22 protein-coding genes and 1 tRNA gene are annotated in these 23,454 nt (G+C 66.8%); 16 read left to right on the top strand and 7 right to left on the bottom strand.

The window, feature by feature from the left end:
• Positions 1-412 precede the first annotated feature (412 nt).
• The 4 genes from JNG39_RS20320 to JNG39_RS20335 all read left to right on the top strand — a co-directional run bounded on the left by JNG39_RS20320 (position 413) and on the right by JNG39_RS20335 (position 4,895).
• A complete protein-coding gene (locus JNG39_RS20320; protein ID WP_368313780.1) occupies positions 413-715 on the top strand; it encodes a hypothetical protein in 303 nt (100 codons plus the stop codon).
• Positions 716-719: 4 nt separating this feature from the next.
• Entirely contained in the window at positions 720-2,177 is a 1,458-nt protein-coding gene (locus JNG39_RS20325) for a hypothetical protein (protein WP_368313781.1), read from the top strand.
• A gap of 400 nt (positions 2,178-2,577) precedes the next feature.
• The gene (locus JNG39_RS20330; protein ID WP_368313782.1) at positions 2,578-3,084 is read left to right on the top strand and encodes a hypothetical protein; all 507 of its coding nucleotides are present in this window, start codon (positions 2,578-2,580) and stop codon (positions 3,082-3,084) included.
• Between the two features lie 14 nt (positions 3,085-3,098).
• Positions 3,099-4,895, top strand: a complete 1,797-nt coding sequence (locus tag JNG39_RS20335; RefSeq protein WP_368313783.1) for an XVIPCD domain-containing protein — start codon at positions 3,099-3,101, stop codon at positions 4,893-4,895.
• Positions 4,896-5,026: 131 nt separating this feature from the next.
• Here JNG39_RS20335 and JNG39_RS20340 read toward each other — a convergent pair.
• A tRNA-Gly gene (locus JNG39_RS20340) sits at positions 5,027-5,100 on the bottom strand.
• 237 nt (positions 5,101-5,337) lie between these two features.
• On the opposite strand from JNG39_RS20340, the gene JNG39_RS20345 reads away from it, so the two are divergent.
• The 5 genes from JNG39_RS20345 to JNG39_RS20365 all read left to right on the top strand — a co-directional run bounded on the left by JNG39_RS20345 (position 5,338) and on the right by JNG39_RS20365 (position 9,595).
• Positions 5,338-5,793: a hypothetical protein gene (locus JNG39_RS20345; RefSeq protein ID WP_368313784.1), complete on the top strand. Its 456-nt coding sequence runs from the start codon at positions 5,338-5,340 to the stop codon at positions 5,791-5,793.
• 97 nt (positions 5,794-5,890) lie between these two features.
• On the top strand, positions 5,891-6,091 hold the full coding sequence (gene thiS / locus JNG39_RS20350) for a sulfur carrier protein ThiS (RefSeq protein WP_166950840.1): 201 nt from the start codon (positions 5,891-5,893) through the stop codon (positions 6,089-6,091).
• Between the two features lie 12 nt (positions 6,092-6,103).
• Positions 6,104-6,904, top strand: coding sequence for a thiazole synthase (locus JNG39_RS20355; protein ID WP_368313785.1), 801 nt, complete (start codon positions 6,104-6,106; stop codon positions 6,902-6,904).
• Between the two features lie 5 nt (positions 6,905-6,909).
• Entirely contained in the window at positions 6,910-7,623 is a 714-nt protein-coding gene (gene trmB / locus JNG39_RS20360) for a tRNA (guanosine(46)-N7)-methyltransferase TrmB (protein ID WP_368313786.1), read from the top strand.
• Between the two features lie 154 nt (positions 7,624-7,777).
• Positions 7,778-9,595 carry an SLC13 family permease gene (locus tag JNG39_RS20365; protein ID WP_368313855.1) on the top strand — a complete coding sequence of 606 codons (1,818 nt, stop codon included), beginning with the start codon at positions 7,778-7,780 and terminating at the stop codon, positions 9,593-9,595.
• Positions 9,596-9,724: 129 nt separating this feature from the next.
• Here JNG39_RS20365 and JNG39_RS20370 read toward each other — a convergent pair whose 3' ends face one another.
• Positions 9,725-10,063, bottom strand: coding sequence for a Rieske (2Fe-2S) protein (locus JNG39_RS20370; protein ID WP_368313787.1), 339 nt, complete (start codon positions 10,061-10,063; stop codon positions 9,725-9,727).
• Positions 10,064-10,139: 76 nt separating this feature from the next.
• On the opposite strand from JNG39_RS20370, the gene JNG39_RS20375 reads away from it, so the two are divergent.
• The 4 genes from JNG39_RS20375 (at position 10,140) to JNG39_RS20390 (ending at position 12,811) form a co-directional block, all read left to right on the top strand.
• Complete coding sequence (locus JNG39_RS20375) at positions 10,140-10,409, top strand: hypothetical protein (RefSeq protein WP_368313788.1); 270 nt, start codon at positions 10,140-10,142, stop codon at positions 10,407-10,409.
• A gap of 71 nt (positions 10,410-10,480) precedes the next feature.
• Positions 10,481-11,356 carry a methylated-DNA--[protein]-cysteine S-methyltransferase gene (locus JNG39_RS20380; RefSeq protein ID WP_368313789.1) on the top strand — a complete coding sequence of 292 codons (876 nt, stop codon included), beginning with the start codon at positions 10,481-10,483 and terminating at the stop codon, positions 11,354-11,356.
• Between the two features lie 94 nt (positions 11,357-11,450).
• Entirely contained in the window at positions 11,451-12,359 is a 909-nt protein-coding gene (yedA, locus tag JNG39_RS20385) for a drug/metabolite exporter YedA (RefSeq protein WP_368313790.1), read from the top strand.
• A 275-nt stretch (positions 12,360-12,634) separates the two neighbouring features.
• On the top strand, positions 12,635-12,811 hold the full coding sequence (locus JNG39_RS20390) for a hypothetical protein (RefSeq protein WP_368313791.1): 177 nt from the start codon (positions 12,635-12,637) through the stop codon (positions 12,809-12,811).
• 3 nt (positions 12,812-12,814) lie between these two features.
• Here JNG39_RS20390 and JNG39_RS20395 read toward each other — a convergent pair whose 3' ends face one another.
• The 4 genes from JNG39_RS20395 to JNG39_RS20410 are packed head-to-tail and all read right to left on the bottom strand — an operon-like array spanning position 12,815 to position 17,275.
• Positions 12,815-14,128, bottom strand: coding sequence for an ABC transporter permease (locus JNG39_RS20395; protein WP_368313792.1), 1,314 nt, complete (start codon positions 14,126-14,128; stop codon positions 12,815-12,817).
• Positions 14,129-14,141: 13 nt separating this feature from the next.
• Positions 14,142-15,308 (bottom strand): ABC transporter permease, encoded by a 1,167-nt coding sequence (locus tag JNG39_RS20400; protein WP_368313793.1) that lies wholly within the window; start codon positions 15,306-15,308, stop codon positions 14,142-14,144.
• Between the two features lie 14 nt (positions 15,309-15,322).
• Positions 15,323-16,006, bottom strand: a complete 684-nt coding sequence (locus JNG39_RS20405; protein ID WP_368313794.1) for an ABC transporter ATP-binding protein — start codon at positions 16,004-16,006, stop codon at positions 15,323-15,325.
• 18 nt (positions 16,007-16,024) lie between these two features.
• Positions 16,025-17,275, bottom strand: a complete 1,251-nt coding sequence (locus JNG39_RS20410) for an efflux RND transporter periplasmic adaptor subunit (RefSeq protein WP_368313795.1) — start codon at positions 17,273-17,275, stop codon at positions 16,025-16,027.
• A gap of 121 nt (positions 17,276-17,396) precedes the next feature.
• Between JNG39_RS20410 and JNG39_RS20415 the strand changes: the two genes are divergently transcribed.
• The 3 genes from JNG39_RS20415 (at position 17,397) to JNG39_RS20425 (ending at position 20,171) form a co-directional block, all read left to right on the top strand.
• Positions 17,397-18,083, top strand: a complete 687-nt coding sequence (locus JNG39_RS20415; protein ID WP_368313796.1) for a fumarylacetoacetate hydrolase family protein — start codon at positions 17,397-17,399, stop codon at positions 18,081-18,083.
• A 73-nt stretch (positions 18,084-18,156) separates the two neighbouring features.
• Positions 18,157-18,567, top strand: a complete 411-nt coding sequence (gene mscL, locus JNG39_RS20420) for a large-conductance mechanosensitive channel protein MscL (RefSeq protein ID WP_368313797.1) — start codon at positions 18,157-18,159, stop codon at positions 18,565-18,567.
• A gap of 161 nt (positions 18,568-18,728) precedes the next feature.
• Positions 18,729-20,171: a M20/M25/M40 family metallo-hydrolase gene (locus tag JNG39_RS20425; RefSeq protein WP_368313798.1), complete on the top strand. Its 1,443-nt coding sequence runs from the start codon at positions 18,729-18,731 to the stop codon at positions 20,169-20,171.
• A 174-nt stretch (positions 20,172-20,345) separates the two neighbouring features.
• On the opposite strand, the gene JNG39_RS20430 is transcribed toward JNG39_RS20425, so the two are convergent.
• The gene (locus tag JNG39_RS20430; RefSeq protein ID WP_368313799.1) at positions 20,346-23,450 is read right to left on the bottom strand and encodes an efflux RND transporter permease subunit; all 3,105 of its coding nucleotides are present in this window, start codon (positions 23,448-23,450) and stop codon (positions 20,346-20,348) included.
• Positions 23,451-23,454 lie beyond the last annotated feature (4 nt).

The raw sequence follows: 23,454 nt of genomic DNA on the forward strand, positions 1-23,454 counted from the left end.
CCGCGGCGCTGAGTGGAGCGGGTGAACACCTAGGCTCCTCTGCTGCCCCCTTGGTTGACTCGGTTATGAGGCCCGACAAGGGGTTGGGCAGCACGATACCAAGAACGCAACTTCTGAAAGGCCACCATGAGAGGCCTCAGTTCTGGAAAGGCACTTGCCTATCGGAGCACGGGCGCTCCCGCGATCGGCCCAGGTCGGAGCGGCCATTGCCCATCGATAAATACGCTATGTCTCTGAATATATTGGATTAACGGCGCTGACTCGGCATCTCGGTCACATTTGCTGAACCGAATCATTTCGCGGGGTTTTGGAGGCTACCGGGCTGGTGGCCTCGGGGGCACAGTGGAGTCACCCCATCCACGGGGTCACCAACTCGACCCATTTCAAGGTCGATCAATCCAGGGGCATTCCAATGAGCAAACCCACGTTGCCGTACCTCCATGAAACCAAAATCACCGTGCGCCAGGGCCAACAGGCGTGGCACCTGGCCCGCGCATTGACCGAGAACGACGAAGTCGAGGTCGTGACCGAGGTTGCGAAAGCCTATGTCGATGCGGGCCGCGTCGAGACCCTGAGCGAGGGCCTCATTCTCGCCGGTGCGATCGTCATCTCGCTGCGCAGCACCGAAGCGGGCGAGCGCGTCCCTCAGATGGCCCGTGAGCGTCTCTCCGCAAAGCGTCGCGGCCTCGTTGCCTCGACCCTCGTGCCGGGTTGAGGCGATGCCCGCCCACGATTACAGGAGCCAGGAAGCCGCTCTGGACAAGGCCATTCGCCTTGCACAGGGCGGCTCTCGCTCATCTCGTTCGATTGAGCTTCCCTGCGATGGCACCGTACGATCGACCATCCGGGAGATCCTCTCCTTGCCAGAGGGGGCGCCAGTCGACGCAACTGCGGAGGAGCTTCGACTCTTCGGCAAGGTGCACTGCCTTATGTCGACGCACAACCCGAAGTGGCTCAGCAGCTCACAAGCGACGTTTCCACCGGAGATGCGCGGCGGCGGCGCCGCCGAGGCTCAACGATTGGTCTCCCGCCTCCCAAACCGGGCGACCATGGACGAGCCAGATGGACCGATGGCCGCGCACAACCTGCTCGTGAAGACCGTTCATGACTGCATTCCACGGTCGGATCGGGATAAATACCCTTGGTTATTGCATCTGACCAATACATCTGAAGTTGAGTGGGCAGATGGCGTAACTGAGCTCGTGCCTGCCATGGGCCCGGCGGGTTGGTACGCGCTGCGGGTGTGTCAAGACGACATCTATCGCACGGTCAACGAAACCCAAGGCGTGGTGGTGCTGAAGCATTGGCTTTACACCAGGAAGTATCTCGCAGCAGTGAGTGCTACCGACCGACAGCGACGCATACAGGCATCTATCGCTGCATTGCCGTGGCGCCACCTTGAATCGCATGCTGATGAGCGCAACGGGTCGTTGTTCTCACGCTTGCTGCTTCACATCGCACTCAACCGCTTCCTGTGGGTCGAGCTTGGCATAGATCTTCTGACGAACGAAAGCGCCGGCCTTCAAGGCGATCTACTGCAAGTGCTCGCTGAGAGTGGTCACGCATCGATCGGCGAACTCATCCGCCAGTTTCAGAGTCCGGCAGGTATTGATCATCTCGCGATGGCGAATCATGCCCTTCGACATGTGCTCACTGGCTCCAGGCGCAAGCTCGGCGTAGGCTTGGCATCGACGATCGACGCGCAGGCCGAAGCCATCGTCGCCAGTTGTCGCTTGCATGAATTTACTGGCGATACCGTCAACGATAATTTGGCGGACGACTTGATGGCGACTAAGACCGTGGCGTGGCTCATCCTGGCAATTGCGGCGCTACGCGAGGTAACTGTCCTCAATCAAGACCCATCAGTGCACAGCAAGCGCGTGCGTGTGATGTCTCAACGCACCTCCCTCGAAACCCACGGCGTTGACATGGTTCGCCTTCGCAAGGCTGTTTCGTCGCTCTTGGTCAGCGGCCAAGCATGGCGTCTCTCTGTGGCGCGTTGGAAAAAACAGGTACAGTTCGCCCAGTCGATCCGACTCCTCTGCCGCGAAACGCTGTACGACACCTTCAAACCGGCAAGCATCGACGTATGGCAACGCATTTTCGCCATGTGTGGCATCGACCAAGTGTTGGCGACGCATGCGGCGTCGGCAAGCGTGGATTCCCAATTTGCGTGACAACGAAGGATGCCCATCGCACTTGTGGCAGTCCGATTGATCTGCTTCAGGACATTGACCGATCCCTGCCTTTCGAGCCATTCAAAAGTAGAGAAATTCGGCGAACCAGCCCCAACCCCTGCAGTGGTTTCGCCACGAAAAATTGACCTTCACCAAAGGCATGTAGTGAAGGCGTTCACCATGCCGTACGAATACGTGCTGACAGTTCGCTAAGATGGTACGGTCGGCCGTAAGCGACCAATCCCAAGGAGCCACGGATGATGCCCCGATGATGCGCCCCGCTGCTGCCCTAGCCAGCGTGCTAGCCACCATTCTGGTGGCCTGTACCGCCCCGGCCCGCCAGACACCGTCGCCACGCCCACACCCTTCGACGAACGCAACCCCCAGCCTGGACAACCCAATGACTTCTGCCGCCTCAAGCCCGGCCGTGCTGGCGGGCGCCCGCGATGCCGCCGACCGTGTGCTTCGCTTTCTGTCCGAGGTTCAATCGTCGAGCGATTTTTCAGCCGCCCAGGTCGGACAACGCATGGGGGTGACCCTGACGCCTGACCTGAGCAACGGGGAGGAGTGGACGGCATATCGCAGCGGAAGCCTCGGCGGAGGCTGGACCTATGGCGTCCAGCAAGCCGACGCACGAGCTTCCCAAGGGCGTGTCTTTGGCTTTTGGTTCTACAACGACGACCGGGCCGCCGACCCGGCCCCGGCGTGCGCCCTGCCACTAGACCAGCTGCGCGCCGACCTGACGGCGCACGGGTGGGTTGAACGGGCGGTGCCTTCGGAAATCGGCAGCGTGTTGGCCATCGAGTTCGCCAAGCACGACATCGTCTTGACCCTGACGCCCCGGGATATCGCCACCAGTGGCTCGGCCCAGTGCGTCCTGTCCCTGCTCGCCACGGGCGGCCACTGACCGAAGGATTGACCATGGCCACGCCCCACCCTGCCCTCGACGCCGCGGTACAGCAGTTCGCACACCAACCCGGCGTCACGCCCGCCGACGTGAGCGCGTTGCAAGCTGCGCTCTCTTCGGACCCAGACTTGACTCAGCGTCTGGACGGCGTCGCCGCCTCCGGAGCGCTGCACGGATTTGCACCCACGCCTCCAGGCACGCCCAACGCGCCCATCGGTAACTACGACGCTGCGTCGCGCATCGTCGCCCTGCCCTCCTCGGCATTCGGGTCTGCGGGTACACCGCCCAGTGCAGACTTGCACGCCGTGTTGCGTGTGCAGGCGATGGTGGTTGATTTTGGGACCAAGAGTTACGTGGATAGTGCGGGCGCGATGCACCTCGTCACCGCGGATATGCTCAACAACTTGCAAGGCACGCTCAACGGCTCGCCGGTTTTGGCCAGCGAAATACAGCGCGCGGCTACTACTGCCGACCCGCAGGACACCTCACACCGCATTCTCGAATCATTTGAGTTCACCTCGCCAGGCGCCGGTGTTGGGGGCAGCTTCAACGCGCCGGGCCATGCCATGAACCTCGTCAGCGAGTCACTGACCACGCGTGGCCCGCACACCACCGGCACCTACGACAAACACGATTTGACCTTTGTCATCGGGCACGAGGTCCAGCATGGCTTCAACGCACAGGCCGCCGCGCAAGCGCGGGCCACCTTCGTCAACGATGTGCGCAGCTTGGCAGCCACGCCTGGACCTGTGCACGATTACACCGCCTTGGTCGAACGGCATATCCAATCGGGACGCAATGACGAGGCCAGCGCGCAGATTGCCGGGTGGAATGCGCTACAAAGCCGCGTGCAACACGATAGAGGCCAGGCGACTCTTGCGAGCCTAGACGCGGCCGCTCCCAGCCGCGCCGCAGATTTCATTGAGCGGCGGAATGGCAATTTTGCGCCTCATGGCAATGTGCAGCTCAATCCCGACTTCAGCATGCCCCACACGCCGGCGAATGTTGCCGCAATGGGTCACAACTATTTTGACCGGCCGACTGCGGCGCACATGCTGCCTGGCGACACGCGAAACGCCATGGCGCTGGGCCATAACGGGGTCGAGGACTACCCCAACTACTACGCGGGCTGGGCTATCGCGACCATTGGCGCGGAAGAACGTGCGGCCACGCATGGCAAGGGGGCCGCACCGCAGATTCAGCTCAACATGGCCCACGCTGGGCTCTACGAAGACATGATGGAAAAGGCCGGGCTCAATCTTGCGCCGTCCAAGCAATCCATTCCGTATTTGGACAGCAGCACCCAGCCGGCCACACCACACGCGTTCGACCACACCGCGGATGGACCACGCCAATACCAGCATGTGCCCGTGGCGCCTCAGCGGCTGGACGACCCGGCGCACCCAGACCACGCTCTGTTTCAGCAAGCCCGCGGTCAGGTTGTGGCGCTGGACCAGAGCTTGGGCCGCACGCCCGATGCGCACACCGACCAGCTCGCCTCGGCCGCCGCCGTGCAAGCCCGTGCGGACGGCTTGCAACGGATCGACCAGGTGGCGCTCTCTACCGATGGACAGCGGCTTTGGTCGGTGCAGACACCGCCAGGGCGCACGGACCATTTGTTTGACCTGCGAACGAGTGTTCCCACGGCGGAAGCGATGACGCCGATGGAGCAAAGCGGCGCCAAGTGGCCGCAGGCCATGCAGCAGTTCGAGCAGGCACAGGCCCAACAGCAGGTACAGAGCCAGCAAGTGACGCAGCAACAGGCCCAATCCCAAGGTCCAGTCATGAGCCATGGCGGTCATGGGATGTAGCACCGTCACATCAAGGGGCGCGGGCGTCCCTTCGATACCTTAGACGTACCTCGTGGGAGGTCGCTCAGGTCCGCTGAAGAAGCCAAGGAATACGTTGCAGAGAAGGCACTTAGCGCGCTGGTGGCACTGAGTGGAGCGGGTGAAGGGAATCGAACCCTCGTCAGTAGCTTGGGAAGCTACAGCTCTACCATTGAGCTACACCCGCGTCGGGCGTCGATGGTAATACGACACCGGCAGCGGGCGAAAGGTGGCGGGGGACTGAACGTGGCCGCCAACGCTCACCCTCCCTGTCGGGGGCCGGCGCATAATCGGGCCGGGATTCCTCGAGGGCTGCCTCATGCGCAGGGTGCTGTCGCTTTCCATCGTCGTCGGGTTAGGGATTTCGGGCCTTGCGGCCGCGCAATCGCGCAGCGTGTCCACGGCGGATATGCCCAAGCCGGGTGTGAGTTATATCTCGGGTCCGTCGGTGCCGGTGCGGCGCGAGACGGTCAGTACGGCGACGCTGCCCCAGCCGTCGCACTTCTACATCGACGACCGGGCGGCCCCGCCACCGCAGCCGGTGGCGAACGACGTGCCGGTGGATTCGGGCTACTACGGCGGTTATTACGGCGGCTACCCGCCAGGGTATGGGTGGGGTAATCGCGGTCACGATCATGGTCGGCCGGACCATGACCACGGCCGCCCGCCGCCGCCCCAGGGCACCGCCACGACCGTGCGGCTCAATGACGGCACGCGTTTCGGGCCGCCCGCCGGTGGCGTGAAGATGGGTGTGGCACCCCCGCCTCGTGCACCGGATCGGCACGACCACGGTGGCGGATGGCACGGTGGCGGGAACCCCCGGCCCGTGGCTCCGCCAGTCGTCGGCGCGCCGGGCGGTAGTGGCCGGTGGGGGCGTTGAGGGGCCTGGAGCCGTAGGAGGCGCATTGCGGAAACCGGATGCACCGCGCTGGGCTCCTGCGTACGCAGGAGCGACGGTCGGCGGCTACAATCGGCGGATGCACATCACCCTCAACGGCGAAGCGCGCGAGTGCGCGCCCGGCACATCCGTCACGTCCCTGCTCGAATCGGCCGGTTACGCCGGCAAGCGGGTCGCGGTGGAGGTGAACCTCGACATCGTGCCGCGCAGCGAGCACGCGACGCACCTGCTCGCCGACGGCGACAAGGTGGAAATCGTCCACGCCATCGGCGGCGGCTAAGGAATCCTTCGCATGAACCACTTCTCCCCCGCCGGCGACGACCTGCTGACCGTCGCCGGCCGCACGTTCCACTCTCGCCTGCTCACCGGCACTGGCAAGTACAAGGATTTCGACGAGACCCGCCGCGCCACCGAGGCGGCGGGCGCGCAGATCGTCACCCTCGCCATCCGCCGCGTGAACATCGGCCAGGATGCGAGCCAGCCCAATTTGCTCGACGCCCTGCCGCCGAGCCGCTTCACCCTGCTGCCCAACACCGCCGGCTGCTACACCGCCGACGACGCGGTGCGCACCTGCCGCCTCGCCCGCGAACTGCTGGACGGCCACAACCTCGTGAAGCTCGAGGTGCTGGGCGATGAGCGCACGCTCTACCCCGACGTGGTGCAGACCCTCGTCGCGGCCGAAAAACTCGTGGCCGACGGCTTTGATGTGATGGTCTACACCTCCGACGACCCCATCCTCGCCCGCCGCCTGGAAGACGTCGGCTGCGCCGCGATCATGCCGCTGGCCGCGCCGATCGGCTCGGGCCTGGGCATCCAGAACCGCTACAACCTGCTCGAGATCGTCGAGAACGCCAAGGTGCCGGTCATCGTCGACGCCGGCGTGGGCACGGCGTCGGACGCCTCGATCGCGATGGAACTGGGCTGCGACGGCGTGCTGATGAACACCGCCATCGCCGGCGCGAAAGACCCCGTGCTCATGGCCCACGCGATGAAGCTCGCCGTGGAGGCGGGCCGCGCGGCATTCCGCGCCGGCCGCATCCCGCGCAAGCGCTTCGCCTCGGCCTCGAGCCCCGTGGACGGCCTGGTCGGTTGAGCCGCATGACGCACGACGACGAAACCACCCCGTTCCAGCGCCGCATCCGCAGCTTCGTGTTGCGCGAGGGCCGCATGACACCCGCCCAGCAGCGCGCGTTCGACGACCACTGGGCACGATTCGGCCTCGACTACACGGGCCAGGTGCGCGACCTCGACGCCACTTTCGGCCGCGCCGCGCCGCGCGTGCTGGAAATCGGCTTCGGCAACGGCGAGGCGCTGGCCTGGGCCTCGGAAAACGACCTCGCCCGCGACTACGTCGGCGTGGAAGTGCACGGCCCCGGCGTGGGGCGCCTGATGAACGCGCTGGCCGCTCGCGACGCGACCAACGTGCGTATCTACAAGCACGATGCCGTGGAAGTGCTCGAACACGAGATCGCCCCCGGCAGCCTCGCCGAGGTGCGCATCTGGTTTCCCGATCCCTGGCACAAGAAGCGCCACAACAAGCGCCGCCTCGTGCAGCCGGCCTTCGTGGCGCTGCTCGCCTCGCGCATGGCGCCGGGCGGCCTGCTTCACCTGGCCACCGACTGGGAGGCCTACGCCGAGCACATGCGCGAGACCATGGAAGCCGCCCCCGGCTGGCGCAATCGCGTGGGGCCGGGCCAATCGGCCGAACGCCCCGCATGGCGCGTGGAAACCCACTTCGAACGCCGCGGCATGCGCCTGGGTCACGGCGTGTGGGATTTCCTCTACGAGTGGCACGGCACCACGCAAGTGTGATGCCTTCCGCGGCTGAAGGCCCGCGCCTTCAGCCCCGAGCCACCCCCGACGCGTATACTCGTCCCGCATTAACCGCTGCGTGGCGAACTTTCCGCCACCGCCCGTTCAACCGACCGGATCGGATAGCCGGCTAGTGCTGACGCTCACTCCTGAAATGATCCTCGTGCTGGGCCTGGTGGGCTTCACCATGCTCATGCTCGTTCTGGAGTGGATCCGGGCCGATCTCGTCGCCCTCCTGGTGGTGGTCACCATCGGCCTCACCGGGCTCATTCCCGGCGACCAGGTGTTCAACGGCTTCGCCGGCAACGCCGTCATCGCGATCATCGCCATCATGATCATGGGCGCCGGCCTGGACCGCGCCGGCGTGCTCAACCTCACCGCCTCGTTCGTGATGCGCATGGCGCGCGGCATGGAATCGCGCCTGGGCGTGGTGGTGAACAGCGTCACCAGCCTGTTCAGCGCCGTGATCCCCAGCCAGGCCCTGGCCGCGCTGATGATCCCGGTCACCAGCCGCCTGTCGGCACGCACCGGCGTGCCGCTGTCGCGCCTGCTGCTGCCGATGGCCTTCTGCATCCTCACGGCGACCAACACCACGCTCATCGCGAACTCGCCGCTGATCGTGCTCAACGACCTCATCGCCAGCGCCAACAGCAACCTGCCGCCGGGCGCGCACACCATTCCCAAGTTCGGGCTCTTCAGCGTCACGCCGGTGGGCCTGGTCCTGGCGGTGGTGGGCGTGGGCTTCTTCTGGGCATTCACCCGCAAGCTGCTGCCCGAGCGCGACGACGACCGCCTGAAGGTCACCCCCGGCCGCACCGAGAGCTACTTCGCCGACACCTACGGCATCGCGGGCGAGACCGCCGAGCTCACCGTCACCGCCGAGAGCCCGCTGGTGGGCATGAGCATCGGTGAAGTGGAACAACTGCACGGCGCGCCGCTGATCCTGGCCATGAAGACCGGCAACGAAAGCCGCGTGGCGCCGCCGTCCGACCAGATGATCTGGGTGGGTACCGTGCTGGGCGTGCTGGCCCCGCGCGACGCCATCAACACCTTCGCCAACAACCAGCTCTGCCGCGTGTCGATGCGCATGCGCGAGCTGGGCGAGCAGTTCAACACCACGCGTGCGGGTATTTCCGAGGCGGTGGTGCCGCCCAGCTCGCGCTTCATCAAGCAGACGGTGGGCGAGCTGCGCCTGCGCAAGCGCTTCGGCATCTCGGTGCTGGCCGTGAATCGCGGCGACGACGTCTTCCGGGAGGACGTGCGCGCGATCACGCTGCGCGCCGGCGACACGCTGGTGCTGCACAGCAAGTGGCGCGACCTGATGCTGGCCGAGGAAGACCGCGACATCGTCGTGGTCACCGACATTCCCAAGGAAGAACAGCGTCCCGGCAAGATCTGGCAGGCAGTGGGCTTCTTCGTGCTGGCCAAGTGCCTGGCCCTGTTCACCCACCTCGATCTTTCCGTGGCGATGATGACCGGCGCGGTGGGCATGCTGCTCACCGGCGTGCTCAACATGGACGAGGCCTACAAGGCGATCAACTGGAAGACCATCTTCGTCACCGCCTGCCTCATCCCGCTGGGCTGGTCGATGGACTCCACCGGCACGGCCTCGTGGATCGCCCAGGAAGTACTCGCCATCCTCGGCCATGCGCCGCAATGGACGCTGCAGCTCTCCATCGCCGTACTCACGCTACTGTTCTCGCAGGTGATGTCCAACGTCGGCGCCACCGTGATGATGGTGCCCATCGCGATCAGCGTGGCGGTAAGTACGGGCGGCAACCCGTCGGCTTATGCGCTGATCGTGGCGGTATCGTCGTCGAACACGTTCTTGCTTCCTTCGGGACATCCGGCCCTGATGATGGTGGCCGGTCCCGGTGGCTACCGGGCGAAGGATTTCCTGCGGGTGGGGTTGCCGTTGACGGTGCTGGTGCTGGTGATCACGCTGGTGACGATCAACCTGATGTATCGGTGACCGACGGACGCCGTCGCGCGCCCTTCGCCGATACGATCGGCTCCCATCCCGTCGGTAGGAGAGGTCGCTACCGAAGGGGTGGGAGCCGATCGTATCGGCGAACCCCGCGGAGCGTGGCGGCGAATTTTCTCATACCAGGTGGACGGTGCCGTCGATCACCACCACCGGAACGTCCCGCAGGCTCTGCCCCTTGCACGGCCCTGTCTGGCACAGCCCGTCGTCGGCCGTGAAGGTGGCCCCATGGGCGGCGCAGATGATGTTGCCGTTGCGCACGAGGAACTTGCCGGGCGCGTAATCGAGCCGGCGGCCCGCGTGGGGACACACGTTGAGGTAGGCCCGCGCCTCGCCGCCCTTGCGATAGACCAGCAGGGATTCCGTCTCGCCGGCGACGACCGCTTCCACGTCGATGGCGTTGCCGTCGGGGATGTCGTCGAGGCGGCACAGGGAGGAGAGGGCGGTAGGCGTCATGGCACTTGTCTGTGGGGAGGGGATGCCCCAAGGTATGGGGGCACGCATGTCATTGTGCCATACGGATTTTTAACCCATGACCTTCGTCTTCCCACCCCTCCGCCGCTCGCGCAACCCGCTGATGCGCGCCCTCTCCGTCCTGGCCGGCCTGGCCCTGCTCGGCGTGCTGCTGGTGTTCGGGGTGGTCGTGTTGGGCGTGCTCGCCGCGGGTAGCATCGCGTTCCTCGTGGTGCGCCAGTGGAAGCTGGCCCGCGCGCCGCGCGCGGCAACGGCCGCGCCGCACCGGCCAGACGTGCTGGAAGGTGAGTTCACCGTGATCCGGACCGGCCGCCCGGTTCACCACTGACGGCGCAAGAAGCGGATGGCGGCCCGGTGGCCGCCGTCGGACACTGGCCTCCCAACCCAAGGAGGCCGCTCATGACCCCCGCCCTCGCCATGCGCCCCGACGCCGACGACGCCCTGGAACGTGTCCGTGCCGCCCTGGACCGGACCGACGGGCCGCGCGATCTCGCCAGCCTCGCCGACATCGCGGGCCTGAGCCCCACCCACCTGCAGCGCGCTTTCCGTCGGCGCTATGGCGTGAGCCCCGCTGAGTACGCCCGCGTCCATCGCTTCGGCCAGTTGCGTGACGCCCTGCGCGGCGGCGCGGCGGTCACCGACGCGGTCTACGAAGCCGGTTTCGGGTCGGGCAGCCGCGTGTACGAGGAAAGCGACCGCCGCCTGGGCATGACGCCGGCGAGCTATCGCGCCGGGGGCGCAGGGGCGTCCATCCGCTACACCACCACCGATACCCCGCTGGGCCGCCTGCTCGTCGCCACCACGGCACGCGGGATCTGCTCGGTGACCCTGGGCCGGGACGACGCCGAACTGGAGGATCGACTCGTCGCCGAGTTTCCGCTGGCCGAGCGCGAACGGGTCGATGCGGGACGCGAGGAATGGCTCGATGCCGTGATCGCGCGCGTGGCGCACGAGCTGGGCTGGGCAGGCGGCGACGCGCCCGACATGCCGCCGCTCGACGTGGCGGCCACCGCCTTCCAGTGGCGGGTGTGGGACGCCCTTACCCGCATTCCGCGCGGCGAGACGCTCAGCTATGGCGAACTGGCCGCGAAGCTCGGCGTGCCCAAGGCGGCCCGAGCGGTCGGCCGCGCCTGCGGCAGCAATCGCCTCGCGCTGCTGGTGCCTTGCCACCGCATCGTGCGCGAAGACGGCAGCCTCGGCGGCTGGCGCTGGGGCGTGGACATCAAGCGGCAACTGCTCGCGGACGAGCGCGGCATGAAAGCCGTTAAAGGCTGACCTTCGCAGGTTTCGCTACCGCGCGCCGCGCGGCGGCGATATCGTGCACGTTCGCGCCGCATCCCCACGCGCGCGCTTGCCTGGATCGCGCCCCATGTCCGACACCGCCTGTACCGCCACGCCTTCCTCGACGTTCACCGATCCGCGCTGGATGGTGCCGATCTCGCTGCTGTCGATGTACATCATCTGGGGCTCTACCTACCTGGGCATCCGCTACGCGCTGGCGAGCTACCCGCCCTTCCTCCTCGCGGCCATCCGCTTCGCGATCGCGGGCGTGCTGCTCTTCGCCGTGTTGCGCCTCCGCGGCTTCGCCCTGCCCACGGCGCGGCAATGGCGCAACGCCGCCATCGTCGGCACGTTGCTGCTGGCGGGTGGCAACGGCCTGGTGTGCTTCGCCGAGCAGACGGTGAGTTCGGGCATCGCCGCCGTGGCGGTGGCGAGCATGCCGCTGTTCGCGGCGGTGTTCGCGGGTCTCTACGGCGAGTGGCCGTCGCGTGGCGAAACCGTGGGCCTGCTGCTGGGCTTCGTCGGCGTGGTGGTGCTCAACCTGGGCGCGGGCCTTTCCGGCTCGCCCCTGGGCGCCGTGGCGCTGATCGGCGCGGCGATGGCCTGGGCGTTCGGCTCGGTGTGGTCGAAGAAGCAGGACATGCCGGCCGGACCGATGAACACGGCGGCGCAGATGCTGTGCGCGAGCGTGTCGCTCACCGTCATCGCCCTGCTTCACGGCGAACGGCTGCCGGCGCATCCGCAGGCCAGCGCCACCGCCGCGCTGGCTTACCTCATCGTGTTCGGGTCGATCGTCGCGTTCAGCGCGTATCTCTACGTGCTGAAAACCGTGCGGCCGGCGCTGGCGACGAGCTATGCCTACGTGAACCCGCCGGTGGCCGTACTGTTCGGCGTGGCGGTGGCAGGCGAGCACGTGGGGCCGTTCGATCTCGCGAGGATGGCGATCATCCTCGTGGGCGTGGGCATCATCACGATGATGCGAACCCGGAAAGCCTGAGGCAGGCCCCGAATGCCTCGCCGTGGGCACCGGCCTGCGCCGGCGCGACGGATAGATACCTCGACGTAAAACGAAGCGTCGCACCGGCGCAGGCCGGTGCCCACGCGACGAGCATGATTTTCGCGACGCCGCACCCACGGAAACGGCACGACCGCGCACGATGTGAAGCGTGTCCCACGCTTTACCGCCCGCGACGATTTTTGAGAATCCTTCCATATCTCCCCGCCGCGAGGACGACCTAGCCTCCTCGCTTTTCGCCAGCGGGATCACCCCACGTGACGTCCAACACAGTTTCACCGCGAGCGCGCCTCTACCTCTGCGCGGCCCGCGCGGCGACGGTCTTCGGCGTAGCGATGGCGGCGCTCGCGTCGTGCCATGCGTCCGACGAGGTATGGCAACCGCACCCCGCGGAAACGAACGACGCCCCACTCGCCGCCGAGGGGGCGTCGTGATCGTCACAGCTCGCGCAAGGCCGTCGTCACCGGCAAGCGAGCCGCGCGTAGCGCGGGGAACAGCCCGCCGATGAAGCCGATGGCGAGGGCCCACTTGATACCGGTCCAGAGCAGCGCGCCGCTGACGTGGAAGCGGAACACCACCTGGCTGAAGTTCGCGCCGAGCGTCGACGCCGAATAGCCGTTGAAGATGATCCACACGATGCCCGCGCCGATCAGTCCGCCGAGCAGCGCCAGCAACATCGTCTCCAGCATCACCGACACCACCACGGGCACGCCGCGAAAGCCGATCGCACGCAAGGTGGCGATCTCCCGGGCACGCGCCTGGATCGCGGCGAACATGGTGTTGAGCGCGCCGAACACGGCACCGATCGCCATGATGATGCCCACGGTGATGCCGACGATGCGCAGCACCTTGGTCAGGCCTTCGGACTGCTTGCTGAAGTACTCGCGCGTGGTGGTGGCGTCGACCTTGAGCCGCGGGTCGGCGGCGAGGTTGGCCTTGAAGGCGTCGAAAGCCTGGGGCGAGTCGAGCAGCACCGTCACCGAGGCGACGCTGCTGCCCCGTCGATAGGCCGAGGCGACGCTCTGCGTGTCACCCCACAGCTCCGACTCGAGCGCATCGCCCGAGGCGAAGGTGCCGACGATGGTCCAGTCCTGGCCTGCCAGTCGCAGCGACTTGCCGACGTCCAGCCCTTCGAACTGCGCCTTGGCGCCCTTGCCGACGATCAGCTCGCGCAGACCCGGGTTGAACTTGCGACCCTCGACGATCTTCACCTGGTCGCGCAGCGCCCACACGTCGCCACTCACGCCGCGAATGGGCACGTTGGAATCGCTGTTGGGGTCGCCCTTGCGCGGCAGGTTGGCCACCACCACCAGCTCGCTCGACGCGATCGGCTTGCCGTCGGCGCCCTTCTTCACCCCAGGCGCCTGGATCACCACGTTGGCGCTGTCGCGGTCGAGCACGGAATTGAGTTCCGCCTGCGAACCGCCGCGCAGCACGATGGCCGTATGGTCGTTGCCCGTGGCGCGCAGCGTTTCGGCGAAGCCTTCGCTCATCGCCAGCATCGCGACGAGCACGCCCACCACCCCCGCGATGCCCACCACCACGACCGACGACGAACCCAGCCGCTGCCACACCGTCGAAAGGCCCACGCGGGTCACCTGCCAGGTCTGCCGGCCACGCCGGGTGAGGGTCATCCACAGCGCCAGCAGCACCGCGAGCAGGACCACGCCCTGCCAGGGCAACGCGATCCACAGCGCGAGGAACGCCGCGACGACGAGCAACATGAGCAATCCGGTACCGAAGCTCTTCATGAGGTCTCTCCCTTCAGCGCCCGGCGAGCGCGTCGACGATGTTGAGGCGCATGGCGCGAATGGCGGGCAAGGCACCGACGAGGGCGCCGATGACCACCATCAGCCCGAGGCCGAGCAGCCAGGTCTGCGCGCCGATCGGGGGCAGGTTGAGCATGCCGCCGCTGCCCTTGGCCACGATCGGCACCAGCACCGCGGCGATGGCCAGGCCGATCACGCCGCCCAGCACCAGCAGCAGGATGCCTTCGGCCAGCACCATGCCCAGCACGCTGCCACTGGAAAAGCCGATGGTCTTCAGCACCGCCAGTTCGTTGGTGCGCTCGCGCACCGCCTGCGCCATGGTGTTGCCGGTGAGCAGGATCAGCGTGAAGAACACCGCGCCCATGATGGCCGAGACGATCAACCCGATGTCGCCGAGCTGCTTGGCGAACGAGGCGTTGAAGGCCTGTTCGGTCTGCGTCTTGGTTTCGTGATCGGAATTGGCCGAGAGCGCGTCGATCGCCTTCGCCACCGGGTCGGCCTTGTCGGACGAAGTGAGTTGCACCACGTACCAGCCCACGGTGTTGCCGATGCTCTGGTAGGCGTTGGCCTCCTGGAAATATTTGTAGTGGAAGAAGAACTGCTGGTCGGTGCCGTTGGCCGCGCCCTTGGCGGGCGTGTAGATGCCCACGATGTCGAAGGGCCAGATCTTGTCGCCGTTGCGCTGCGGGAAGATCGTCGATTGCAGCGGGATCTTGTCGCCCACCTTCCAGCCGAAACGCTTGGCCAGCGCTTCGCCCACGATGGCGCCGGTGCGCGTGGTCTCGAAGGCCTTGCGCTGCTCGGGCGGCAACTGCACCTCATGGTAGATGTCGAGGTAGTTGTCGCTGACGGCGAAGCTCAGCACGAAGTTCTTCGGGTCCTGGTAGATGCCGCCGAACCAGTTCGCGTGGCCCACCGCCTTCACGCCGGGGATAGCCTGCATGCGCGTGGCGAGGCTCGAGGGCAGCGACTGGATGATGGAATAACGCGAGGTGGTGAGCAGGCGATCCACGCCGATCACGCTGTCGCCCGAGGAGAACGCCGCGCGCGTGGCGTCGAGCATGCCGAAGAGCAGGAACGCGGCGAGGATCGACACCAGGGTGAGGAAGGTGCGCAACTTGCGCCGGAACAGCGCCGCCCAGATGAGGTGCAGGTATTTCATGCCGGCATCTCCGTTCAGGCCGCCTGCTCGACGAGGGCGCCCTTGTCGAGATGCAGCGTGTGGTTGGCGTATTCGGCCGCCTTCGGATCGTGAGTGACCATCACGATGGTTTTGCCGTGCTCGCGGTTGAGTTCACGCAGCAGGCCGAGGATGTCTTCGGCCGACTGGCGGTCGAGGTCGCCGGTGGGCTCGTCGCAGACCAGCAGCGTGGGATCGGACACGATGGCACGCGCGATGGCGACGCGCTGCTGTTGTCCGCCCGAGAGCTCCGACGGCTTGTGCGCGGCGCGATCGGCCAGGCCCACCAGTTGCAGCGCCACCGACGCATTCTGCTTGCGCTGCGAGGCAGAGAGCTTCGTCAGCAGCAGGGGCAGTTCCACGTTGCGTTGCGCGGTCAGCATCGGCATGAGGTTGTAGAACTGGAACACGAAGCCGACGTGCGCCGCGCGCCAGCGGGCGAGTTGGCCGCCGCTCATGCGGTCGATGCGTTCGCCGGCCACGCTGAGGCTGCCGCCGGTCGGCGTATCCAGCCCGCCGATGAGGTTGAGCAGCGTCGTCTTGCCCGAGCCCGACGGCCCCATCAGCGCGAGGAAGTCGCCCTCCTCCACCTTGAGGTTCACGCCGTGCAGCACTTCGACCTTCTGCCGGCCGCGTTCGTAGACCTTGGAAAGATCCTGGATGTCGATCAGGGTGCTCATCGGTATCTCCGTGCGCTATCAGGGGGCCGGCTTGGCGGGTTGGACGGCGGTGCCGTCGGCGAGGTCGTCGGGTGGCGAAACGATCACGGTGTCGCCGGCGTTCACGCCGGCCGTGACGAGGCGAAGGTCGCCGCTCGCGGCGGCGGCGGTGACGTCGTGGCGCCGCGCCTGCGCGTCGGCCACGAGGAACACCACGTCGTGTCCGTCGCGCTGCACGATGGCGGCCGCGGGCACCATGACGCCCTTGGGCGCGGCGGATGCCGTGGGCGCGCGCCGCTCGAGGAACGACACGCGCACGCCCATGTCGGGCACGATGCGCGCGTCCTTCGCTTCCAGCGCCACGCGCACTTTCACGGTGGCCTTGCCGCGATCGGCGGCGGGCACGATGGCGATGACGTGCGCGGGAATCTTCCAGTCCGGGTAGGCGTCGAGCACGGCCTCGGCGGGCATGGCCGCCTGCACGCGGCCGATGTAGGCTTCGTTGACGTCCACGTCGATCTCCAGCGAATCCATGTCGACGATGGTGCCCACGCCGGTTCGCGTGAAGCCGCCGCCGGCGGACAGCGGCGAGACGATTTCGCCCACCTGCGCGGCCTTGTCGGTGATCACGCCATCGAACGGCGCCCGCACCACGGTGTAGTCGAGGTTGACCTGCGCCACGCCCACCTGGGCGTCGGCTGCCCCGGCCTGGCGGCGGGCCGTCTGCAACTGCGCGCGGGAGGTGTCCGCCTGGGTGCGCGCCTGCTCGGCGAGCTGCCGCGATACCAGGCCCCGCCCGACCAGCGCCTCCTGGCGGTCGGCGTCGCGCAGGGCCTGGGTGAGCTGGGCTTCGCTCTGCGCTACCGTCGCGTGGGCGGCGGCGGCGCTGGCCTGGGCCGATCGCAGGTTGGCGCGCAGCGCGTTGTCCTCCAGTCGCGCCAGCACCTGGCCCTTGCTCACGCGGTCGCCTTCCTCGATCAGCACCTCGGTCAGCGTGCCGGTGATCTGCGCCGAGACGGTGGCCTGGCGCCGCGCGGTGACGTAACCGGTGGCCTGCAGGACCGCGCCGGCCTCGGCGGCGCTCGCCGGGGCCACCGCGGTGGCGGTGCGAACCTCCACGGGACGCCGGGCGAAGAAGACCCACCCGCCGCCAGCCAGGGCCAGCAGCACCAGCACGACGGCGAGCACGATCACGGCGGTACGGATGCCCCCGCCGTTGCCGCCACCCGGCGTGTCCTTGTGCGATTTGTCGATCTTCAGCTGCCGTAGCAGCTCGGCGTTCGAATTCATGCTCCCCTGGTCCCCGTCGTCGCCCATGGCAAAATCATGCGATCGACGCAGACCGTGAACCACTTGCCGCCATCAGTCATCTGCCGTGACAGGTGTCACCCGGGGCCGTTAACCTAGCTGCATGAATACCGTCATCCCTTCGCCGGCCCCGCCGAGCATCCCCGTCGCCGGCCGAGCCGAGCGCTTTCCCGTCCGCCGCATCTTCTGCATCGGCCGCAACTACGCCGACCACGCGAAGGAGATGGGCGCCACGCCCGACAAGGCGAACCCCATGTTCTTCACCAAGCCGGCCGACGCCGTCGTTACCGACGGCGCGGACGTGCCCTACCCCTCGGCCACCGACGATCTCCACCACGAGGTGGAGATGGTGGTAGCCCTGGGCGCGGGCGGCGCGGACCTCTCGCCCGACGATGCCGGCAAGCTCGTCTGGGGCTACGGCATCGGCCTGGACCTCACCCGCCGCGATCTCCAGGCGCAGGCCAAGGCCAAGGGCGCCCCGTGGGACGTGGCCAAGGCTTTCGATCATTCGGCCCCCGTTTCCGCCCTCGTGCCCGCCACCGAGGCGCACCCTTCCGCCGACACGCGCATCGCGCTGGAGGTCAACGGTGAGGTGCGCCAGTCGGCGACGCTGGGCGACATGCTGTTCACGGTGCCGGAAATCCTCTCGCACCTGTCGCGCCTGTTCGAGCTGAAGGCCGGCGATATCGTCTATACCGGCACGCCCGCCGGTGTGTCGGCGCTGGTGCGCGGCGACCGTTTCCGTGCGACGCTCGGCGATATCGCGACGCTCGAGGGGCGCGTCAGCTGAATTCGCGAAGTCCTGACATGCGGGCCCTTAGCCTCGACGATTCGTCACACCGCCAACGAAGGAGAACAACCCGATGAGCTTCATCGCGGAATTCAAGAAATTCGCCCTGCGCGGCAACGTGGTCGACCTCGCCGTCGGTGTGGTCATCGGCGCGGCATTCAGCAAGATCGTCACCTCGCTGGTCGACAACATCATCATGCCGCCGCTCGGCTGGGCCATCGGCGGCATCGACTTCTCCGACTGGAAGTGGGTGCTCAGACCGGGCGACGCGGCCGCGAAGATTCCCGAAGTGGCCATCCAGTACGGCGTGTTCATCAACGTGCTGATCCAGTTCGTCATCATCGCCTTCGCGATCTTCCTGGTGGTCAAGGCGATCAACCGGCTCACGCATCGCGAAGCGGAAAAGCCGGCCGCGCCGCCGGCCGACGTGGTGCTGCTACAGGAGATTCGCGATCTGCTGAAGCAGCAGAATCGCACGCCCTGATCCAGCTCAGTTCACCGATACGATCGGCTCCCACCCCTTTCCTGACGGGGTCGGAGCCGATCGTATCGGCGAACGGCGCATCGCGGCACCCGTGACTTCCGGCCTACTCGCCCTCCCCACCCCGGCGCAATAATCGGACCTTTCCGTCCCCGGGGGTCACCATGCGCCACACCTTCCGCCTGCACGCGCTCGCCGCGTGCGTCGCGTTCGCTTTCTCCGCCCACGCGGCCGCCAAGGACACGGTCATTCCCGCGAAAGCCGTCGCCGCCGCCACCGAGCTGCGCGACCGGGCGATGAACGACGACACCGGCTACGACTTCGTCGCCGGACTCACCACCGAAGTCGGTCCGCGCCTGGCGGGCAGCCCCGCCGACAAGCGCGCCGTGGAATGGACGGTGGCGAAGTTCAAGTCCATGGGCTTCGACAAGGTCTATACCGAGAAGGTGAGTTACCCGCTGTGGGAGCGGCACAGCGAACACGCGCAGGTCGTCGCGCCCTACCCGCAGCCGCTCACGCTGACCGCGCTGGGTTATTCCGCCGGTACGCCGAAGGGCGGGCTGACGGCCGAGGTGGTGGCCTTCGACGACCTCGCCGCGCTGAAGGCGGCCGATCCGGCGACGGTGAAGGGCAAGATCGTCTACGTCAGCACGCACATGACCCAGCAGAAAGACGGCCACGACTACGGCATGGGTTCGGCCACGCGCACCGGTGGCGCGGTGATCGCGGCGAAGATGGGTGCCGCCGCCTACCTGCTTCGTTCGGCCGGCACCGACCCGCACAGCCGCACGCCGCACACGGGCGTGACCGGCTTCCAGGATCCGAAGGAAGCGATTCCCGCCGCCGCGCTGTCGCTGCCGGATGCCGACCAGCTCGAGCGTATCGTGAAGCAGGGCAAGCCCGTCACGTTGAAGCTCGACCTCGATGTCGGCTTCAACGGCACGTATGAAGGTTCCAACGTGATCGCCGAGGTGACCGGCCGCAAGCACCCGGACGAAGTCGTCGCCATCGGCGGCCACCTGGATTCGTGGGACCTGGGCACGGGCGCCATCGACGACGGCGCGGGCGTGGCCATCGCCGCGGCGGCCGCGAAACTCATCAAGGACATGCCGCAGCGCCCCGATCGCACCATCCGCGTGATCGCCTTCGCGAACGAGGAAATGGGTCTTTGGGGCGGTCGCGCATATGCCGAGGCCCATGCGAAAGAGGTGTCGAAGTTCCAGCTCGGCACGGAGTCGGACTTCGGTTCGGGTCGCGTGTGGCGCATGAGTGCGTCGGTGAAACCCGAGGCACGCAACGCCATCGCGCAGATCGCCAAGGTGCTCGAACCGATCGGCGTGGCCTACGACGCCACGAAACCCGGCGGTGGCGGTTCGGATCTCTCGCAGATGCATGCCAAGGGCATGGCCGCGCTGTCGCTCACGCAGGACGGCACGACGTACTTCGACTACCACCACAACGCGAACGATACGCTGGACAAGATCGACCCGAAGGATCTCGCGCAGAACGTGGCGGTCTATGCGGCGTTCGCCTACATGGCGGCGCAGGCGGACGGGAATTTCGGCTCGGCGCCCGGGGCGTTCGCGAAGGATGGGGCGCACGACTGAGCGCCCTGCGGGAAACGGCTCGTGTGAGCGTATCGCTTGCACGAGCACCGAGGCCTGGGTTACTGCGTGCGCAGGAACGACGCACTACGAGCTTGACTCTCGTCGCTCCTGCGCACGCAGGAGCCCAGCGCCGGGCGTGCGACTGACGCGAGGCAGCCATTCGGCTTTTCGCGCTCAGTGGTGAACCACCGGCTCGCCTTCCACCGCCTTCGGCGCGATCCGCTCCTGCAGGCGGTTCATGTACAGATAGATCACCGGCGTGAGGTAGAGCGTCAGGATCTGCGACACCACCAGGCCGCCGACCACGGCAAGACCCAACGAACGACGGGTCTCCGCGCCTGCGCCGATACCGAGGGCGATCGGCAGGGTGCCCGCAAATGCCGCGGCCGTCGTCATCATGATGGGACGGAAACGCACGCGGCACGCTTCGTAGATGGCGTCGAACGGCGCCACACCCTCGTCGCGCTGACGCTCCAGCGCGAAGTCGATCATCATGATCGCGTTCTTCTTCACGATGCCCACGAGCATCACGATGCCCACGAAGGCGAAGAGATCGAGTGACGCGTTGAAGATCACCAGCGTGAGTAACGCGCCCACCGCCGCGGCCGGCAGGCCGGAGAGGATGGTGAGCGGATGGATGAAGCTCTCGTAGAGGATGCCCAGCACGAGGTAGATCACGAACACGGCGAGCAGCAGCAGGAAGCCCATGCCCTTGACCGAATCCTGGAACGCCTGCGCCGTCCCTTGCACGCTGCCGCTCAAGGTGGCGGGCAGTTTCATCTCGGTGGTGGCGCGATCGATGCTCGCCACCGCGTCGCTCAGCGACACGCCCGGCGCGAGGTTGAACGACACCGTCACCGCGGGCAGCTGCCCCTGGTGATTCACCGTGAGCACCTGCGGCTTGCGCTCGAAGTGCGCCACGGTACTGAGCGGAATGAGCTTGCCGCTATCCGACGTGACGTACAGCTTGGACAGCACCGCCGGGTCGTCCTGCATGCGACGTTCCACCTGCAGGATCACCCAATACTGCGTCGCCGCGCCGTAGATGGTGGAAATCTGGTTCTCGCCGAACGCCGTGCCCAGCGCCGTCTGCACCTGGTCCATCGTAAGGCCCAGCGGCGCGAGCTTGTCGCGGTTGACCCGCACGATCATCGACGGGCTGTTCAGATCCAGGTCGGTCGTGACGTCCTGGAAACCCGGCAACTTCTGGAAGGCGGCCACCAGCTTGCCCGACCAGTCGTACAGCGTCTGCAGGTCGGTGGACTGCACCGTGTACTGGTACTGCGCCTTCGACTGGCGGCCGCCCACCTGGATCGCGGGAGGATTCTGGATGTAGGTGCGGATGCCCGGCACCTGCGCGAACTTGCGCCGCAGCTCCTGGATGATCTCGTCGGGCGTGGTGTAACCGCGCGCGCTCCGCTCTTTCAGGCGAAGCAGGATGGAGCCGGAGTTGATCGTCGTGCGCGGACCGCCGGCGCCCACGGTCGACATGTAGCCCTCGATGTTCGGATCGTCGCCGGCGATCTTCGCCAGCGCCTGCTGGCGCGCCGACATCGCGGCGAACGAGATGTCCGTGGGGCCTTCGGTGGTCACGCGGAGCTGGCCGCTATCGCCCGACGGGATGAAATCTTTCGGGGTGATCGCGAAGAGCACGCCCGTGGCGGCGAGGCTCAGCACGAACACGCCGATGACGACGAGCGGCCGGCGCATGCACCAGCCCAGCGTGCGCGTGTAGCCGTTGCTCATCGCGGCGAAGCCCCTGTCGAACCAGGCCACGATGAAACTTCGCTTGCCGTGGTCGTGCGCCTTGACGAAACGGCTGCACAGCATCGGCGTCAGCGTGATCGACACGAAACCCGAGATCAGGATCGACACACTGATGACCACGGCGAACTCGTGGAACAGCCGCCCGACGATGCCGCCCATGAACATCACGGGGATGAATACCGCCACCAGCGACAGCGTCATCGAGAAGATGGTGAAGCCGATCTCGTTGGAGCCCTTCACCGCGGCGTCGAAGGGCCGTTCGCCCAGCTCGATGTGGCGCACGATGTTCTCGAGCATCACGATGGCGTCGTCCACGACGAAACCCACGGCCAGCGTCAACGCCAGCAACGACAGGTTGTCGAGGCTGTAGCCCAGCGCGAACATCGCGCCGAAGGTACCCAGCACCGAGATCGGCAACGCCACCGCGGGAATCAGCGTGGCCGAGGCGTTGCCGAGGAAGAGATAGATCACCGCCACCACGAGGATGCCGGCGAGGATCAGGGTGAACTGTACGTCGTGCACGGAATCGCGGATGGATACCGAACGGTCGTACATCACGTCGAGCTTGACCGACGGCGGGAGCGTCTCCTTGAAGCCCGGCAGCAGGTCGAAGATGCGATCGACCGTTTCCACCGTGTTCGCCCCGGGCTGGCGCTGGATCGCCAGCGTGATCGCGCGCGCGCCGTTGAACCAGCTGGCCTTCTGGTCGTCCTGCACGCTGTCGCGGGGCACGGCGATATCGGAGAGGCGCACCGGTGCGCCGTTGCGATAGGCGACCACCACCTGGTTGTAATCGGCCGCGCGCATCAGCTGGCCGTCCGAACGGATCGACAGCAGCTGGCGGCTGCCGTTGAGCGAACCGGTGGCCTTGTTGACGTTGGCGGCGGCGATCGCCTCGCGCATCTGATCGACGCCGATACCCGTCGCGGCGAGACGGTCGGGGTTGACGGCGATGCGCACGGCGTATTTCTGCGAACCGTAGACGTTCACCTGCGCCACGCCGTCCACCATCGACAGGCGCTGGGCGAGCTCGGTTTCGGCGTAGTCGTCCACCGTGGACAACGGCAACGTCGACGACTGCATGGTAAGGAAAAGGATCGGTGCGTCGGCCGGGTTCACCTTGCGATAGGTGGGCGGCGTGGGCATGTCCTGCGGCAACTGGCGCTGCGCCGCGGAGATGGCCGACTGCACGTCCTGCGCGGCGCCGTCGATGCTGCGGTCCAGCGCGAAGGTGACGGTGATGTTGGTCGAACCCAGCGAACTGGTCGAACTCATCTGGTCGATGCCGGCGATGGTCGACAGCTGCGCTTCCAGCGGCGTGGCCACGGACGACGCCATGGTCTCGGGCGACGCACCCGGGAGGCTCGCGCTGATGTTGATCGTGGGGAAGTCGACGTTGGGCAGCTCGTTGACGGGTAGCCTGGGATACGCGGCGATGCCGAAGATCACCAGCGCCGCCATCAGCAGCGTGGTCATCACCGGCCGGCGGATACAGAGTTCCGGCAGGCTCATGGCG

Origin of the sequence: Luteibacter sp. CQ10 (genome assembly GCF_040900725.1) — a bacterium.
Lineage (GTDB): Bacteria > Pseudomonadota > Gammaproteobacteria > Xanthomonadales > Rhodanobacteraceae > Luteibacter.

Coding starts and splice junctions, on each gene's coding strand:
- JNG39_RS20320 (WP_368313780.1), top strand. CDS start 413: ATGAGCAAACCCACGTTGCCGTACCTCCATGAAACCAAAATCACCGTG.
- JNG39_RS20325 (WP_368313781.1), top strand. CDS start 720: ATGCCCGCCCACGATTACAGGAGCCAGGAAGCCGCTCTGGACAAGGCC.
- JNG39_RS20330 (WP_368313782.1), top strand. CDS start 2,578: ATGACTTCTGCCGCCTCAAGCCCGGCCGTGCTGGCGGGCGCCCGCGAT.
- JNG39_RS20335 (WP_368313783.1), top strand. CDS start 3,099: ATGGCCACGCCCCACCCTGCCCTCGACGCCGCGGTACAGCAGTTCGCA.
- thiS (WP_166950840.1), top strand. CDS start 5,891: ATGCACATCACCCTCAACGGCGAAGCGCGCGAGTGCGCGCCCGGCACA.
- JNG39_RS20355 (WP_368313785.1), top strand. CDS start 6,104: ATGAACCACTTCTCCCCCGCCGGCGACGACCTGCTGACCGTCGCCGGC.
- trmB (WP_368313786.1), top strand. CDS start 6,910: ATGACGCACGACGACGAAACCACCCCGTTCCAGCGCCGCATCCGCAGC.
- JNG39_RS20365 (WP_368313855.1), top strand. CDS start 7,778: ATGATCCTCGTGCTGGGCCTGGTGGGCTTCACCATGCTCATGCTCGTT.
- JNG39_RS20370 (WP_368313787.1), bottom strand. CDS start 10,063: ATGACGCCTACCGCCCTCTCCTCCCTGTGCCGCCTCGACGACATCCCC.
- JNG39_RS20375 (WP_368313788.1), top strand. CDS start 10,140: ATGACCTTCGTCTTCCCACCCCTCCGCCGCTCGCGCAACCCGCTGATG.
- JNG39_RS20380 (WP_368313789.1), top strand. CDS start 10,481: ATGACCCCCGCCCTCGCCATGCGCCCCGACGCCGACGACGCCCTGGAA.
- yedA (WP_368313790.1), top strand. CDS start 11,451: ATGTCCGACACCGCCTGTACCGCCACGCCTTCCTCGACGTTCACCGAT.
- JNG39_RS20395 (WP_368313792.1), bottom strand. CDS start 14,128: ATGAAGAGCTTCGGTACCGGATTGCTCATGTTGCTCGTCGTCGCGGCG.
- JNG39_RS20400 (WP_368313793.1), bottom strand. CDS start 15,308: ATGAAATACCTGCACCTCATCTGGGCGGCGCTGTTCCGGCGCAAGTTG.
- JNG39_RS20405 (WP_368313794.1), bottom strand. CDS start 16,006: ATGAGCACCCTGATCGACATCCAGGATCTTTCCAAGGTCTACGAACGC.
- JNG39_RS20410 (WP_368313795.1), bottom strand. CDS start 17,275: ATGAATTCGAACGCCGAGCTGCTACGGCAGCTGAAGATCGACAAATCG.
- JNG39_RS20415 (WP_368313796.1), top strand. CDS start 17,397: ATGAATACCGTCATCCCTTCGCCGGCCCCGCCGAGCATCCCCGTCGCC.
- mscL (WP_368313797.1), top strand. CDS start 18,157: ATGAGCTTCATCGCGGAATTCAAGAAATTCGCCCTGCGCGGCAACGTG.
- JNG39_RS20425 (WP_368313798.1), top strand. CDS start 18,729: ATGCGCCACACCTTCCGCCTGCACGCGCTCGCCGCGTGCGTCGCGTTC.
- JNG39_RS20430 (WP_368313799.1), bottom strand. CDS start 23,450: ATGAGCCTGCCGGAACTCTGTATCCGCCGGCCGGTGATGACCACGCTG.